Genomic DNA, 16,609 nt, shown 5'->3' with positions numbered 1-16,609 from the left:
CGGCAAACTGACCATCGAAGACCACGGTCACGCCGAGGCTGACCAATACCAACGGCAGAATGCAGCTAAGATGTCTTTGCCAAGGCGCCAAACACGCTGGCACCGGTGGCGGGCCAGCCGGAGCGATCCTCATGCTCGATCGGGGTCGCTGTAGTGGGATTTGTCATTGCGGTGCGCACGGTTGCTTTCTTCATGATCGGCACTGCAGGGTCTGTAAACGCTCCGCCGGGTCACGGGCTAACTGTTGTCGCCGGGTCGACTGGCAAACGCCTGCTGACACAAACCTAGTTGCCCGTACTCTCTATTGCGCTGCCGCGACGCGGGTCGCTTCTGGGTGGAAATTAATAATCAAACCACATATCGATTAAGGACAGTTACACGAGGCCTTCAGCTTTGCCCGACCGTATTTCGCCCCTGATCCTTTTCCGCAACCAGACCTTCCGCTCTTTGTGGATCGCCGCGCTGGCGTCGAACTTTGGTGGGCTGGTGCAGGCGGTGGGTGCCGCGTGGCTTATGACCTCGCTGTCGGACTCGCAAAATATGGTGGCGCTGGTGCAAGGCTCTGTCGCGCTTCCGATCATGATCTTCTCGTTGCTGGCGGGTGTCTTTGCCGATAATTTCGATCGCCGCCGGGTCATGTTGATCGCGCAGAGCTTTATGTTCGGCGTCTCGATCCTACTGACTTTCATGGCATTTGAGGGCTGGCTTACGCCTTGGCTACTTTTGGCGTTTACATTCTCTATCGGCTGCGGGACGGCGCTGCATAATCCGTCTTGGCAAGCGACCATGGGCGATATCGTCAGCCGAGAAGAGCTGCCCTCGGCGGTGTCGCTTAATTCCATGGGGTTCAACCTGATGCGCAGCGTCGGGCCGGCGGCAGGCGGGGCGATTGTTGCGATTGCGGGCGCAGCGGCGGCCTTTGCCGTCAATGCGCTGAGCTATGTGGCGATCATCCTTGCTCTGCTGCGCTGGAAAGCACCGCTGCGCGATACGCATTTGCCGCGTGAGCCGATGGGCAGCGCCTTTTCCGCCGGGCTGCGCTATGTCGCGATGTCGCCCAATCTGATGCGGGTTATCCTGCGCGGATTTTGGTTCGGACTGTCGGCCATTGCCCTGCTGGCGCTGCTGCCGGTTGTGGTGCGTGAGACGCTTCAGGCGACAGCTTTTGTCTATGGCATCATGCTGGGGTGTTTCGGCATGGGGGCGGTGTTTGGCGCTTTGGCAAACGCGGGGCTGCGGGCGCGGTTCCGGAATGAGATGATCGCGCGTGGCGGTTTCGTTGGGTTCGCCCTCAGCTGCGCCGTGCTGGCGGTCAGCGCGCAGCCTGTTTTGTCGGGTGCCGCGCTGATGCTCGCTGGGGCGTGTTGGGTGCTGTCGCTGTCGATGTTCAACGTGACGATCCAGCTTTCAACGCCGCGATGGGTCGTGGGCCGGGTGATCGCGCTTTACCAGACCGGCACTTTCGGGGGCATGGCGGCAGGCAGTTTGATCTGGGGGATCGTCGCCGACCGGGGTGGGCCGGAAACCGCGCTCGCCGAGGCCAGTGTGATGCTGCTGATCGGTGCGCTGATCGGCCTGCGGCTGCCACTGCCAGAGTTCAGCGGGCTCGATCTTGACCCGCTCAACCGTTTCAAAGAACCCGACACGCGGTTTGATCTTAGCTATCGCAGCGGGCCGGTGATGGTCATGGTCGATTATGAGATTGCGCAGTCGGATGTGCCGGAATTTCTTGCGGCGATGAGCCTGCGACGTCGGGTCCGCATCCGCGATGGGGCGCAGCAATGGGCGCTGCTGCGCGATCTGCACCGACCGGAACATTGGAGCGAGAGCTATCATGTGCCCACGTGGGGTGAATACGTCCGTCACAACGAGCGGCGGACCAATGCAGATGCAGAGCTATCGGATCAGATCAGGCGGCTCCACCGCGGCGAGGCACCGCCCGAAGTGCATCGGATGATTGAGCGCCAAACCGTGCCACTGCGTGACGATATGTTGCAAAAAGGGACTTAAACGGCGCGCCTTCATAAGGCAGTCAGCGTTCATGGCCCGCCCAGTCGCAGATCCGAAAAATTCCAAACGGGTGTGAGATCGCAGGCGTGTGGTTGTTTGCCCTAAGGTCCCAGAGCCAAATGAAACTGGCAATGACCATCGAAACCGCTATCGGCACAAATAAACCAAAGACGCGTTCTTAGCCCTCAAACCACGCCCGGCGGCTGAGCACGCGCACCGCGACGAAGCCTTGCAGGCAGGGGGAGGGTGATGATTGCGAGGCAGCCGATGACCAGTGCCACCCCGACCCAGCCAAGCGGGGGCAGGCGCTCTGCGACAATTAGCACGGCCAGTACCGCTGCCACCACAGGCTCAAAAAGGGTTATGACGGTTGCCGTGCTTGCCTCTACCCGGGCAAGGCCGTAGCCAAAACTGATGTAGCCCAGAAACATCGGAACAGCGGCCATGTAGAGACCCACGGCAGCGTTGCTCCAGGAGGCAAGAAACGCGTTACCTGAAACAAGCAGAACCGGCATGAGCATCAGCCCACCCAGCCCAAAAGTGGCCCCCATGGCCACCGAGGATCTTGTTCCTTGCAGCATCATCTTCCGCGCGCTCCACGAATACAGCGCGTAGGTAAACCCCCCGATCAGACCCAAAAGAACGCCCAGTGGGACGGATGTGGCGTCCGCCCCTCTATCATGCGCGACCCCTTCAGCGAGGCAGATCAGCCCCATGCCAATCAACCCCACGACCGCACCGAGGGACCACCGTAGGGTCAGGCGACGACCATCAAGCACGTATTCGATCAGAGCCGACAGCAGCGGTGCGGAACCGATGGTGATAACCGTGCCCACCGTCACCCCCGCCAACCGCATCGCGCCGTAGAAGGCCAGAGGATAGACCGCAACAGCAAGTGCGCCGATCACCAGCAAGCGGCGTTGATCCCAAAGCCGCGCGCGTTGCTGCAAAATGCCCCGCCCGGCCCAAAGCGCCTGTGCAATCCCGCCCAGCCCCATGGCCGCCGCCCCGATGGCGGCAGCGCTGACATCGGGTGCGAAGGTAGCAGCGGTGCCGGTTGTGCCCCAGACCACAGCGGCGAAAAGAATGGCGATCACGCCCCAGCGGTTGCCTTGCATCATTCTTACGCCCTGTTTCTCTTTAGAGGTGCCAAACGGGTACCCTTAGTCAGTAGGCCGTTCAAGGCTTCGCTATGCCCCCCCCCAGTGTACACCGAGAAGCGGTCAGGTCTGCTATCGCCGTTAAGCGCCCATATGTAGCGCCCGCGGCGTTAATCTTCCGATAACTAAATAAGAATGATTTAATTATTGACTCAGCTAAGCGCATTTGGGATTTGTGCGGGTGAAGCAGCGCAGAAACCGGAGGGGAGGCCAGTTTGCAGCACATCCAAACATTCGCCGACCGAGCCGCACGCGGCTCAAACCAAAGCGGGATGCGGGCGCATAACGAACGGCTTGTTCTGTCGTTTGTCCGCCGTAGTGGCCCGACCTCCAAGGCTGAGATCGCCCGTCTGACGGGCCTATCTGCGCAAACCGTTTCCGTCATCATGCGGGCGCTTGAGGCGGATGGACTTCTGAAAAAAGGCGCGCGGGTGCGGGGCCGGGTGGGGCAGCCTTCGGTGCCGATTAGCCTCAATCCAGGGGGGGCTTTCTTTCTGGGGTTAAAGATCGGGCGGCGCAGTGTGGAGCTGATCCTGACCGACTTCGAAGGGCAAGTGACGCACCACAGCCGCGAGGTTTATCAGCATCCAACCCCTGCCGCCGTCATGGGGTTCGCAACCCTTGCCCTGCAAAACTCGCTTGCCTCGTTGACCGCCGATCAACAGGCGCGCGTCGCGGGTCTGGGCATCGCGCTGCCCTTTGGTATGTGGGAATGGGAGGTGGCCAGCGGCGATCTGAGCGCATGGCGTGATTTTGATATCGCGGCGGCCTTAGCCGAGGTTGTCGATCTGCCGATCTACATCTGCAATGACGCTTCCGCCGCCTGCGGGGCAGAGCTGGTCTTTGGCACGCAGGATAAACCACGCGATTTTCTATATTTCTACATCGGCTATTTCGTCGGCGGCGGCCTGGTGCTGGATAGCAAGCTCTACACTGGCAAAACCGGCAATGCGGGGGCGCTGGGCTCCATGCCGCTGGCCGGAGACGCACCGCGTCAATTGGTCGATGTCGCCTCATTGGCGACATTAGAGGCGGCGTTGCAACAGGCCGGAGAGACCCGCCGCGCCAGTTGGAGCGACCCGGCAGCTTGGGTCATGTCGGAACACATACTGGAACGGTGGCTCGACAGTGCAGCCGATGCGCTGGCACAGGCGATCCGCATGACCGCCTGCCTGATCGATTTCGACACAGTGATGATCGACGGCTCCCTCCCCGTGAAGGTGCGCGCGGACATTGTCGCGCGCTGCCGTCGCCACCTTGCAGCACAGCCCCTCCCGGGCGTGACCCTTCCTGAGCTGCGCGAAGGCACCGTTGGCAGCGACGCCCGCGCGCTTGGTGCGGCGAGCCTGCCGCTTTCTGATCGTTTCCTCGTCGACCGCGACGCATTTTTGAAAGGCTAATAGATGATCCTTTGCAGCGGAGAAGCCCTGATCGATATGATCCCAACCCCCACCACCACAGGGCCAGAGGGGTTTGTGCCCCATGCGGGCGGGGCGGTTTTCAACACGGCGATCGCTTTGGGGCGGTTGGGGTCACAGGTCGGGATGCTCTCGGGTCTGTCGTCGGACATGTTTGGGCGGCAGTTGGTTGATGGACTGAAGGCAAGCCATGTCGACGTGTCGCATCTTGTCCTATCCGACCGCCCGACGACCCTCGCTTTTGTTCGGCTGGTGGGTGGCCATGCAACCTATGATTTCTATGACGAAAACTCCGCAGGCCGCATGATCACGCCGGGGGATATGCCCACGCTCTCGGGCGAGGTTTCGGCGCTTTATTTCGGCGGGATCAGCTTGGCCTGCGAGCCGGGGGCGGATGCCTATGCCGATCTGCTGGCGCGCAACGCCGAAGGGCGCGCGGTGATGATCGACCCCAACATTCGCCCCGGTTTCATCAAAGATATCGAACGCTACCGCCAAAGGCTCGACCGAATGCTGGCCTTGTCGGACATCGTGAAGGTGTCGGATGAGGATCTGAATTGGATCAACCCCGCGCCCCTGTCGCTGCGCGACAAGGTGGCAGAGTTGTTGGCCAAGGGGCCATCGGTGGTCATCCTGACCCGCGGGGGCGAGGGGGCAACGGGCTATCTGGCAAATGGCGAAGAGGTGCAAGTCCCTGCCGTAAAAACGGAAATCGTCGATACGGTGGGGGCAGGCGATACGTTCAACGCAGGCGTGTTGGCGAAGATGTCAGAGCTTGGGCAGTTGCATAAATCCGCTCTGGCCAATCTCTCACCTGAGGTGCTGGCAGAGGCATTGGCCTATGGTGCACGGGTCGCTGCTGTGACCGTTTCGCGCGCCGGTGCGAACCCGCCTTGGGTTGAGGAAATATGATATGTTGATGAAGCACCTATCTTTTTCGCTCAAATATGTTAGCGCTACCAGTGCCCGCTCGGAGGAGGGGTTTGGGAGAATGGCGATGGCTTTCGATAATCCAAAAAACGGTGCCTCAGCGCATCTTTTCAGACCGGAAGGCTGACCAATGGTTTCACGCGTTATCCCCGTCGATCCTTTCGACCTCGTTATCTTTGGCGCCACGGGTGACCTTGCCCGGCGCAAGATTCTGCCCGGTCTTTTCCATCGTTTTACCGTGGGTCAGATGCCCGATGCCGCTCGGATCGTTGGCGCGGCCCGCTCTGAGTTTGATGCCGAAGCTTTTCGCAGCATGATCCGTGATAGCCTGCTGGAGTTTGCCCCCGCACTGGCCAAAGAAACCACGCTGCTGGAGCAGTTCCTCGGTATGGTGCAATACGTTCGCGTTGATGCTGCGGGCGATGCGGGCTGGGCGGACCTGAAAGACCTGATGCGTGATGATGTCGTGCGGGCCTTTTACCTCTCGGTCTCGCCATCTCTTTTTGGCACGATCGGCGGCAAGCTGCACGATCATGGGATCGCTACCCGCGCAAGCCGTATCGTTGTCGAAAAGCCCTTTGGTCATGATCTGGAGACCGCGCAGGCGCTGAACGCCGATCTGCGGGCGAATTTTGACGAAAGCCAGATTTACCGGATCGACCACTATCTTGGCAAAGAGACGGTGCAGAACCTCATGGCGTTGCGCTTTGCCAATGCGCTGTGGGAACCGCTGTGGAATTCCACCCATATCGACCATGTGCAGATCACGGTGTCCGAGAGCCTCGGTGTTGAGGGGCGGGGCGAGTATTACGACCGCTCGGGCGCGATGCGCGATATGGTACAAAACCACCTGATGCAGCTCTTGTGCCTCACCGCGATGGAGCCGCCTTCGCGTTTTGACCCGAATGCGGTGCGCGATGAGAAGGTGAAGGTGATCGAGGCGTTGGAGCCGGTGGCGCAAAAAGACCTCGCCCGCGGCCAGTACCGTGCGGCGAATGGCGAGGGCGGCTACCGCGACCATGCCGGCGACCCCGACAGCCGCACTGAAAGCTTCATCGCGATGAAGGTGAAAATCGCCAACTGGCGGTGGGCGGGCACGCCATTCTACCTGCGCACGGGCAAGAAGTTGCGCGGGCGTAGCTCTGAGATTGCGGTCATCTTCCGCGACCCGCCGCATATGATCTTCCCCGCGATGGAGGGGCATAAGGGCAATGCCCTGATCATCCGCCTGCAACCGGACGAAGGCATCACCCTGCGCAACACGATCAAAGATCCCGGCCCCGGCGGCATGCGTCTGGCCGAAGTGTCGCTGGATATGACCTTTGCCGATGCCTTGGGCGAAGAGGCCACGCCACAAGACGCCTATGAGCGGCTGATCATGGATGTGATCCGTGGCGATCAGACGCTGTTCATGCGTGGTGACGAGGTCGAGGCCGCTTGGGCTTGGGCCGATCCGATCATTCACGGCTGGGAAGAGACCCGGCAACCTCCGTACCCCTATGACCCTGCCAGTTCCGGCCCCGAAGAAGCGCTGATGCTGATGCACCGCGACGGCCGTCGCTGGCGCGAGATCACAAGAAAGGACGACCAATGACCCTGCATTCAACGATTGACCGTGTAACCGACCGTATCATCGCCCGCAGTGAGGCGACCCGCCGCCCCTACCTCGACCGGATGGAAGCCGCCCGCGCCAAAGGTCCGGCCCGTGCGCATTTGTCCTGTAGCGGGCAGGCCCATGCCTATGCCGCCTCTGGCGAAGACAAGGACCGTCTGGCGACCACCAGTGCGGGCAATTTGGGGATCGTGACCACCTACAACGACATGCTCTCGGCGCATCAGCCATTCGAGCGTTACCCTGATCTGATCCGTGAGGCCGTGCGGGCCGCGGGCGGAACGGCGCAGGTGGCGGGCGGGGTGCCGGCCATGTGCGACGGGGTAACCCAAGGCGAGGCGGGGATGGAGCTGTCGCTTTTCTCACGCGATGTGATTGCCTTGGCGGCGTCGGTGGCACTCAGCCACAACACCTTTGACGCTGCCGTCTACCTTGGGGTCTGCGACAAGATCGTGCCGGGGCTGGTGATCGCGGCTCAGGCCTTTGGGCATCTGCCTGCCGTCTTCCTCCCCGCCGGGCCGATGGAGAGCGGGCTGTCGAATGACGAAAAAGCCAAGGTGCGCCAGCAGTTTGCCGCAGGCGAGGTGGGACGGGACGCGCTGATGGCCGCCGAAATGGCCGCTTATCACGGGCCGGGCACCTGCACGTTCTACGGCACGGCCAACACCAATCAAATGCTAATGGAGTTCATGGGGCTGCACCTGCCGGGGGCGAGTTTCGTGCCGCCGAACGGAATGCTGCGTGATGCGCTGACCCAAGAGGGGGCGAAACGGGCACTGGCGCTCAGCGCTTTGGGCAATGACTACACGCCCGTGGCTTCGATCCTTGATGAAAAAGCGTTCGTGAATGGGATCGTCGGGCTCAATGCGACGGGCGGGTCGACCAATCTGCTGATCCACCTCATCGCCATGGCGCGGGCCGGGGGGATCATCCTTGATTGGGAGGATTTCTCGGACATCTCCGACATCACGCCGCTGCTGGCACGGGTGTATCCCAACGGTCTGGCAGACGTGAACCACTTTCACGCGGCAGGCGGCTTGGGCTATATGATCGGCGAATTGCTGAAGTCCGGTCACCTGCACCCCGACACCCATACCGTCGCCGGGCAGGGGTTGGAGCACTACACCTCCGAGCCGAAGCTGAAGGCCGATGGTCTGGTCTGGGAGCCGGGCGCAGGCGAAAGCCTGAACGAGAAGATCCTGCGTCCTGCGAGTGATCCCTTCCAGTCGACGGGCGGGCTGCGGCGCATGGCTGGGTCATTGGGCACGGCCTGTATGAAAGTCTCTGCCGTCGCACCCGAGCATCATATCATCGAAGCCCCGGCGCGGGTCTTTGCCGATCAGAACGAGGTGAAGGCCGCTTTTAAGGCAGGCGAGCTTACCGACGACGTGATCGTCGTGGTGCGCTTTCAGGGGCCAAAGGCCAATGGCATGCCTGAGTTGCACAGCCTGACGCCGCTTCTGTCGATCCTTCAAGGGCGCGGGCAGAAAGTGGCGCTGGTCACTGATGGGCGCATGTCGGGCGCGTCGGGCAAGGTGCCTGCGGCGATCCATGTCTGCCCCGAGGCGGTCGACGGCGGCCCCATCGCGCGGGTGCGGGACGGTGATCTGCTGCGCGTTGACGCGGTGGCGGGCACGCTCGACGTGCTGGCCGATGGGTTCGAGGACCGTCCCAACGTCACGGCGGACCTTTCGGCCTATCACGCAGGGACGGGGCGCGAGTTGTTCGAAATGTTCCGCAACACTGTCGGTTCCGCCACCACCGGCGCAACCATTTTTGGAGGTTGATCGATGACCCTTACTGCAAAAGACGCCAGCCGTCGCACCCGTGAAATCTGCGCGCTCGCCCCGATCGTGCCCGTTTTGGTGATCGAAGACGCGGTCCACGCCCGCGCATTGGCCGAGGCGCTGGTTGCCGGGGGGCTGCCTGCGTTGGAAGTCACCCTGCGCACGCCTGCCGCCCTCGACGCGATTGCGGCCATGGCTGAGGTCGCGGGCGGGCATGTGGGGGCGGGGACGCTGATCACTCCTGAAGATGTGCGCGCGGCGAAACGGGCAGGGGCGACCTTTGGCGTTTCACCCGGTGCCACCGACGCGCTGATCGCGGCCTGTGAGGAAGAAGACCTGCCACTGCTGCCCGGAGCCGCCACGGCGAGCGAGGCGATGCGGCTACTGGAGCGCGGCTATGACATGCTGAAGTTCTTTCCCGCCGAAGCCTCTGGCGGGGCACCAGCAGTCAAGGCCATTGGCGCGCCGCTTCCGCAGATCACTTTCTGCCCGACCGGCGGGGTCAGTCCCGAGAACGTAGAAAGCTACCTGAGCTTGCCAAATGTGCTCTGCGCCGGGGGCAGTTGGGTGGCCCCGAAAAACCTGATCGACGCCCAGGATTGGGCCGGGATCGAAGCGCTTGCGCGGGCAGCGGCACAGTCTGGCAAGTCTGGCTAAATCCGTCGGGGGCAGGGGCAAGCGGCGGTTTTTCACAGGTGATGCCTGAGCTGTGAAAGGCCTGCCGCAATCAACGCTCTTGCTGGCTAAGCAAACTTATCCCTATATTGACTTTAGTTTACGCGCGCAGCGTTTCGTCAAGGGAGGGTTAAGATGGGCCAGCAGAAGATCCGCAATATGGAGGAATTTGCCGCAGTAAGTGGCATTTCCCGGCCCACGCTGTCGAAATACTTTAACGATCCCGACAGCGTGCGCCGTTCTACCCGAGAGCGGATCGAGACGGCGCTGAGCCAGCATGACTATCGCCCCAACGTCTATGCCGTGAACCAGAACCGCCGCAAAACCCGCAACATCGGCGTTGTCGTGCCCAACCTCGCGGACCCGTTCTTTTCCGAGATTGGCCGCGAGGTGGAGCTGGCCTGTCTGGCTGCAGGGTATAGCCCGATCTTGCTCAGTTCGCACGGCAACCCGGCGCAGGAACGGGCCAATCTGGACTCGCTTCGGGCGCTGAAACCTGCGGGCGTGCTGTTGGCGCCGTTCGGCAAGGCCTCAGACCGAGGGGCGATTGAGCGCTTCTGTAAGGACGTGCCCGTGGTCACATTTGACGCGACTGTCGAAGGGGCTTGCGAGGCTTTCGTCGGGACTGATAACTTTCAAAGTGTCGAATTGATCGTCGAATATCTGTGCCGCAGCGGAGAGCCGCCCTGCTTTTTCGAGATGAGAACCCCCAGCAACCCCAATGCCAATAAGCGCCGTCAGGCTTATCTTGAGGCGATGGAGCGGCACGGTTTTGCACCGCATATCCATCAAGTGCCGGGCGAGGGATGGAATTTCGAAGAGATTGGCGCGACCGAGGGCGGGAAGCTGATTTCAGCAGGGGCGTTTGAGACGGATACAGTGCTGTGCTCGAACGACCGGTTGGCCATCGGGATGCTATCGGCGGCGTATGAGCTGGGTCTGCGGGTTGGCCACGGCAAGGATTGCACCATGCGGATCGCGGGGCAGGATGACCACCCGTTCTCGCGCTACACCTGCCCGCCGCTGACCACCATCGCACAGGATTATGGCGCCATCGCGAATCGTGCGGCCAGCACCTTGTTCCGGATTATCGAAAGCGAAACGCGACTGTCTGAACGAGAAGAGACGTTATTTGAGGGCAAGCTGGTGATGCGGGCCTCTGCGTAACCCCTTGAGTTCGCAAGTTGCCTCAAAATTAATTAACGCGCGTAAAATTTAAGTTGACTGCGCGTTATGTGGATCGCTAGTCTTGCTTCATCATCTATAGAGGGAGGAACTATCGATGTTCTCGAATAAATCATTGCAAGCCGCGACGGCCATGTCCTTGATCATGGGCGGCGGCGCTTTTGCCGAAACGATCACCATCGCCACCGTGAACAACGGCGATATGATCCGCATGCAAGGCTACACCGACAAATTCACCGAAGAGACCGGCCACGAAGTGGAGTGGGTCACGTTGGAAGAAAACGTGCTGCGCCAGCGCGTCACCACCGACATCTCGACCAAGGGCGGCTCTTTCGACATCATGACCATCGGCATGTATGAAACGCCGATCTGGGGGGCGAACGGCTGGCTGGTGCCGCTGGACGACCTCAGCGAGGACTATGACGCAGACGATATCCTGCCCGCCATGGCCGGTGGTCTGAGCCACGAAGGCACGCTTTACGCCGCACCTTTCTATGGCGAAAGCTCCATGATCATGTACCGCACGGACCTGATGGAGAAAGCCGGCATGGAAATGCCGAAAGACCCGACATGGGAATTCATCCGCGAAGCCGCGGCTGCCATGACCGACCGTGAAAACGACATCAACGGCATCTGCCTGCGCGGCAAGGCCGGTTGGGGCGAGGGCGGCGCGTTGATCACGGCGATGTCCAACTCCTTCGGTGCGCGCTGGTTCGACGAAGACTGGAACGCCCAGTTCGACACCGAGGCTTGGGCCAACACGATTAACTTTTACAAAGACTTGATGGATGAAAGCGGCCCGGCGGGCTACGCCTCCAACGGCTTCAACGAGAACCTCTCGATGTTCCAGCAGGGCAAATGCGGCATGTGGATCGACGCCACAGTGGCAGCGTCCTTCGTGACCAACGGTGAAGATTCCACCGTGGCCGACAAGGTTGGTTTTGCGCTGGCACCGGACACAGGTCTTGGCAAACGTTCCAACTGGCTCTGGGCATGGGCGCTGGCGATCCCGGCGGGCACTCAGAAAGAAGATGCCGCGAAAGAGTTCATCGAATGGGCCACCTCGAAAGACTATATCGAATTGGTTGCCGAGAACGAAGGTTGGGCAAACGTCCCTCCCGGCGCGCGCAAGTCGCTTTATGAGAACCCCGAGTACCAGAAAGTGCCCTTCGCACAGATGACGCTCGACTCGATCCTTTCGGCTGATCCTGAGAACTCCACCGTTGATCCGACGCCTTATGTCGGTGTTCAGTTCGCGGCGATCCCTGAGTTTGCGGGCATCGCGACAGACGTGAGCCAAGAGTTCTCTGCCGCCTATGCCGGTCAACAGACCGTCGAAGAGGCGCTTGAGAAGGCACAAGCCCTGACCAATGACGCAATGGAAGCCGCCGGCTACCGCTAAGCCGCCGCTTCATCGGCACAAAGGGCGGCGGATACCGCCGCCCTTTTCCGCCCCACCACCTGATATGATACCCTTCACCTAAACGCGGCATCCGCCGCCTGCAGAGGAGATGTGCCCGATGGCTACCCAACATTCCCGATCAGCGGCACGCCTGATGATGGCCCCTGCGGTGGTCTTGCTCCTTGGATGGATGCTCATCCCGCTGACCATGACGCTCTATTTCTCGTTCAAGAAATACCTGCCGATGCGCGGCGGTGATCTGGGCTGGGTGGGGTTCGACAACTACGTGCGTTTCGTCACCTCGAGCGCCTTCTGGCCCTCGGTGATGACCACCCTCATTATCGTCGGCGGTGTGCTGGCGATTACTGTTTGCCTTGGCATTGTGCTTGCCATTCTCCTGAACCAGCCGATGTGGGGGCAGGGCTTTGTCCGCATCCTCGTGATCGCGCCCTTCTTTGTCATGCCCACCGTCTCGGCGCTGGTGTGGAAGAACATGTTCATGGACCCGAACTACGGGCTTTTTGCCTACCTTTGGGAATTCTTCGGGGCGACCCCGGTGCAATGGATGAGCCAAGCCTCGCTGACCTCGATCACTATCATCGTGTCATGGCAGTGGCTGCCCTTTGCGACGCTGATCCTGCTTACCGCGATCCAGTCGCTTGACCGCGAGCAGTTGGACGCTGCTGAGATGGACGGCGCCCCCGCGAGCAAACGTTTCGCCTATATCACCCTGCCGCATCTGGGCCGCGCGATCACCGTGGTGATCTTGATCCAGACGATCTTCCTCTTGTCGATCTTTGCGGAGATTTTCGTGACCACAGGCGGTGCCTTTGGGACCAAAACACTGACCTATCTCATCTTCCAGCGCGTGCTGGAAAGCCAGAACATCGGCCTCGGATCGGCAGGCGGTGTCTATGCAATCATTCTCGCCAATATCGTTGCCATCTTCTTGATGCGCATCGTCGGCAAGAACCTGGACGCCTGAGGAGGAGACATCATGGCACGCGCAGTCACAAAGCAACGCAAGATCGTCAACACGGCCATCGCATGGGGCATCGGTTTCCTGATCTTCTTCCCCATCCTTTGGACCATCCTCACCAGCTTCAAGACCGAGGCGCAGGCCATCGCCGATCCGCCAATCTTCCTCGGCTTTGATTGGACGCTGGCCAACTACGAGGCGGTTCTTGAGCGGTCCAACTACGGTCGCTTCTTGTGGAACTCGATCATCATCGCCGGGGGCTCGACTGTTCTTGGCATCTTGATCGCGGTGCCTGCCGCATGGTCGATGGCCTTTGTGCCTGGCAAGCGGACCAAGGACATCCTGCTTTGGATGCTCTCGACCAAGATGCTGCCAGCGGTTGGCGTGCTCTACCCGATTTACCTGCTCTGCATCCAGTTTGGCGTGCTCGACAGCAAGATCGCTTTGGTCATCATCTTGATGCTGATCAACCTGCCGATCATCGTCTGGATGCTCTACACCTACTTCCGCGAAATCCCCGGTGAAATCTTGGAAGCGGCACGGATGGATGGGGCGGGCCTGCGTGAAGAGGTGCTCTATGTCCTCACGCCGATGGCGATCCCCGGCATTGCCTCCACGCTCTTGCTGAACTTCATCCTCGCATGGAACGAAGCCTTCTGGACGCTCAACCTCACCGCGGCCAAGGCCGCACCGCTCACCGCCTTTATCGCGAGCTATTCCAGCCCCGAAGGCCTTTTCTACGCGAAACTCAGCGCGGCCTCCACCATGGCCATCGCGCCAATCCTCATCCTCGGCTGGTTCAGCCAGAAGCAGCTTGTCAGCGGCCTGACATTCGGCGCAGTCAAGTAAGTAAGGGACAGTCACATGGGACAAATCAAACTCAATCAGGTTTCCAAAAGCTTCGGCGACGTGCAGGTCATTCCGCCCCTTGACCTGACCATCGAAGACGGCGAATTCACCGTCTTCGTCGGCCCCTCGGGTTGCGGGAAATCCACATTGCTGCGGCTGATCGCGGGGTTGGAGGATATCACCTCGGGCCACATCGACATCGACGGCACGGATGCGACCCATGTGCCGCCCGCGAAACGCGGACTGGCTATGGTGTTCCAATCCTACGCGCTTTACCCGCATATGTCGGTGCGCAAAAACATCGCCTTTCCAATGAAGATGGCTGGGCTGCCTGCGGATGAACAGAACCGTCGGATCGAAGCGGCTGCCAAAGCGCTGAACTTGACCGACTACCTTGACCGTCGTCCGGGCCAACTGTCAGGCGGCCAGCGCCAGCGTGTGGCCATTGGCCGTGCCATCGTGCGGGAGCCGTCGGCGTTCCTGTTCGACGAGCCACTGTCGAACCTCGACGCCGCGCTGCGGGTGGGGATGCGTCTGGAAATCAGCGAGCTGCACAAGCGGCTGGCCACGACGATGATCTACGTCACCCACGATCAGGTCGAAGCGATGACCATGGCCGATAAGATCGTCGTGCTGCGCGCAGGCTATATCGAACAGGTCGGCACCCCGCTGGAGCTTTACTACAAGCCGCGCAATGAATTCGTCGCGGGTTTCATCGGCTCGCCCAAGATGAACCTCATCAAAGGTGCCGAAGCCGAAGCGCGCGGCGCGCCAACCATCGGCATCCGGCCCGAGCATTTTGACGTCTCCACGACCGAGGGCGCGTGGGAGGGCACCATCGGCGTGGCCGAGCATCTGGGTTCTGACACCTTCTTGCACATCCACGGTGTCGCGGGCTGTGACGCGATGACCGTGCGCGTGGATGGGGAGCTGCCGGTGAAACATGGCGACCGGATTTTCCTCACCCCGCAGGCGGACAAGCTGCACCGTTTCGATTCGCAAGGCCTTCGGGTCGAGTAATGCAAGCGGCAGGAACGACAGGCCGACCCCCGCACCCTTTCCCCGGTGCGCGGCCCTACAAGGATGTGGATCATGGATAAATTGGTAGACCTCTCAAACGCGACGCTCGGCGATCTCGACATCGCACGCCCCACCTATGATCGCAGCGCCCTGACGCCCGGCATCGTGCATATCGGCGTGGGCAATTTCCACCGTGCGCATCAGGCGTGGTATCTGCACCGTTTGATGCAGAACGGGCAGGCACATGATTGGGCGATCCTTGGCGCTGGCGTGCGCCCCTATGATGCGGCGATGCGCGAGAAGCTTTTGGCGCAGGATTGCCTGACAACGCTGATTGAACTCGACCCGGCGCAAACCTCGGCTGAGGTCGTGGGCTCCATGATCGACTACCTCCCCATCGAAGAGGGTAACGGCGCGTTGATCCGTGCCATGGCTGATCCGGCCATTCGCATCGTCGGGCTGACGGTGACCGAAAGCGGCTATTACATTGATCCGGTGAGCAAAGGCTTTGATGCGGGCCACGCTGATATCGTCCATGACGCAGCGAACCCTGAAACCCCGCGCACGGCCTTTGGGGCCATTGTCGCCGCACTCCGTCTGCGGCGCGATGCCGGGCAGGGGCCGTTCACCGGGCTGAGCTGCGACAACCTGCAAGGCAATGGTGATATCCTGCGCCAAGCGATCGTTTTCCTCGCGCGGCTGTCCGACCCGGCGCTGGCCGATTGGATCGAAGCGAACGCCAGTTTCCCCAACTCCATGGTCGATTGCATCGCTCCGGCCACCGGCCCTGCCGAGATTGCGCAGGCGCGGGAGTTTGGCGTGAACGACGCGGCTCCGGTGACGCATGAAGCCTTCCGCCAATGGGTGATCGAAGACGATTTCTGCGCAGGCCGCCCCAATTGGGATCAGGTGGGGGCCACCTTCTCGGACGATGTGCATGCCTATGAGAAGATGAAAATTCGCATCCTCAACGCGGGCCATCAGGTTTTGGCCAATGTCGGTGAGGTGCTGGGGATCGAGACGATTTCGGCCACTATGGCGCATCCGGCGATCCGCGCGATGTTCCACCGCGTGCAGGCCGAAGAGATCACCCAGACAGTCGCCCCGGTGCCCGGCATGACGCCACTGGCATACCTTGAGTTGATCGAGCAGCGGTTCTCGAACCCGCGCATCGTCGACACGACGCGCCGCGTCGCATTTGATGGTTCTGCACGGCACACGGGGTTTGTTCTGCCGATCTTGCGGGATCAACTGGCGGCGGGGCGTTCAGTCACCGGCTTGGCCTTGGTCGAAGCACTCTGGGCGCGGATGTGTGCCGGCACGCGCGAAAACGGCAGCGAGATCGTGGCGAATGACCCGATATGGGATGAGTTGCAATCCGTGGCGCAGGCCGCGCGAGAACGGCCCGAAGCGTGGCTAGAGCAGGACCGCCTTTACGGTGATCTGGCGCAGGCCGAAGCCTTCCGTGATGCTTTTGTTGCTTGGCTCACGCTGATCTGGGACGCGGGCGCAGTTGCGGCGATGAACGCCTATGCGCAGGTCGATCAAAGCAACGGTCGCGCCAGCAAAGCAGGGTGACCCT

General features: G+C 61.1%; 13 protein-coding genes. 12 read left to right on the top strand and 1 reads right to left on the bottom strand.

Annotated features, from left to right (window positions below):
* Window positions 1-393 precede the first annotated feature (393 nt).
* Window positions 394-2,010 (top strand): MFS transporter, encoded by a 1,617-nt coding sequence (locus DSM14862_RS13190; protein ID WP_007117756.1) that lies wholly within the window; start codon window positions 394-396, stop codon window positions 2,008-2,010.
* Window positions 2,011-2,195: 185 nt separating this feature from the next.
* Here the strand turns inward: DSM14862_RS13190 and DSM14862_RS13185 are convergent, their stop codons facing one another.
* On the bottom strand, window positions 2,196-3,131 hold the full coding sequence (locus DSM14862_RS13185) for a DMT family transporter (RefSeq protein WP_007117755.1): 936 nt from the start codon (window positions 3,129-3,131) through the stop codon (window positions 2,196-2,198).
* Window positions 3,132-3,442: 311 nt separating this feature from the next.
* On the opposite strand from DSM14862_RS13185, the gene DSM14862_RS13180 reads away from it, so the two are divergent.
* The 11 genes from DSM14862_RS13180 (at window position 3,443) to DSM14862_RS13130 (ending at window position 16,605) form a co-directional block, all read left to right on the top strand.
* Window positions 3,443-4,570: an ROK family transcriptional regulator gene (locus tag DSM14862_RS13180; RefSeq protein ID WP_007117754.1), complete on the top strand. Its 1,128-nt coding sequence runs from the start codon at window positions 3,443-3,445 to the stop codon at window positions 4,568-4,570.
* 3 nt (window positions 4,571-4,573) lie between these two features.
* A complete protein-coding gene (locus DSM14862_RS13175) occupies window positions 4,574-5,500 on the top strand; it encodes a carbohydrate kinase family protein (protein WP_007117753.1) in 927 nt (308 codons plus the stop codon).
* A 148-nt stretch (window positions 5,501-5,648) separates the two neighbouring features.
* Window positions 5,649-7,112, top strand: coding sequence for a glucose-6-phosphate dehydrogenase (gene zwf, locus DSM14862_RS13170; RefSeq protein ID WP_007117752.1), 1,464 nt, complete (start codon window positions 5,649-5,651; stop codon window positions 7,110-7,112).
* A complete protein-coding gene (gene edd / locus DSM14862_RS13165; protein ID WP_007117751.1) occupies window positions 7,109-8,917 on the top strand; it encodes a phosphogluconate dehydratase in 1,809 nt (602 codons plus the stop codon). Before zwf ends, edd begins: the two co-directional genes overlap by 4 nt.
* Before the next feature lie 3 nt (window positions 8,918-8,920).
* Complete coding sequence (gene eda, locus DSM14862_RS13160) at window positions 8,921-9,574, top strand: bifunctional 4-hydroxy-2-oxoglutarate aldolase/2-dehydro-3-deoxy-phosphogluconate aldolase (protein ID WP_007117750.1); 654 nt, start codon at window positions 8,921-8,923, stop codon at window positions 9,572-9,574.
* 153 nt (window positions 9,575-9,727) lie between these two features.
* Complete coding sequence (locus tag DSM14862_RS13155; protein ID WP_007117749.1) at window positions 9,728-10,759, top strand: LacI family DNA-binding transcriptional regulator; 1,032 nt, start codon at window positions 9,728-9,730, stop codon at window positions 10,757-10,759.
* Window positions 10,760-10,874: 115 nt separating this feature from the next.
* Window positions 10,875-12,179 (top strand): ABC transporter substrate-binding protein, encoded by a 1,305-nt coding sequence (locus DSM14862_RS13150; protein WP_007117748.1) that lies wholly within the window; start codon window positions 10,875-10,877, stop codon window positions 12,177-12,179.
* Window positions 12,180-12,297: 118 nt separating this feature from the next.
* On the top strand, window positions 12,298-13,164 hold the full coding sequence (locus DSM14862_RS13145) for a carbohydrate ABC transporter permease (RefSeq protein ID WP_007117747.1): 867 nt from the start codon (window positions 12,298-12,300) through the stop codon (window positions 13,162-13,164).
* A 12-nt stretch (window positions 13,165-13,176) separates the two neighbouring features.
* On the top strand, window positions 13,177-14,007 hold the full coding sequence (locus tag DSM14862_RS13140; RefSeq protein ID WP_007117746.1) for a carbohydrate ABC transporter permease: 831 nt from the start codon (window positions 13,177-13,179) through the stop codon (window positions 14,005-14,007).
* A 15-nt stretch (window positions 14,008-14,022) separates the two neighbouring features.
* Entirely contained in the window at window positions 14,023-15,027 is a 1,005-nt protein-coding gene (locus tag DSM14862_RS13135; protein WP_007117745.1) for an ABC transporter ATP-binding protein, read from the top strand.
* A gap of 72 nt (window positions 15,028-15,099) precedes the next feature.
* A complete protein-coding gene (locus DSM14862_RS13130; protein ID WP_007117744.1) occupies window positions 15,100-16,605 on the top strand; it encodes a mannitol dehydrogenase family protein in 1,506 nt (501 codons plus the stop codon).
* Window positions 16,606-16,609 lie beyond the last annotated feature (4 nt).

It is taken from the genome of Sulfitobacter indolifex (assembly GCF_022788655.1).
Taxonomy (GTDB): domain Bacteria; phylum Pseudomonadota; class Alphaproteobacteria; order Rhodobacterales; family Rhodobacteraceae; genus Sulfitobacter; species Sulfitobacter indolifex.
This window is presented reverse-complemented; position numbering and strand designations above follow the sequence as displayed.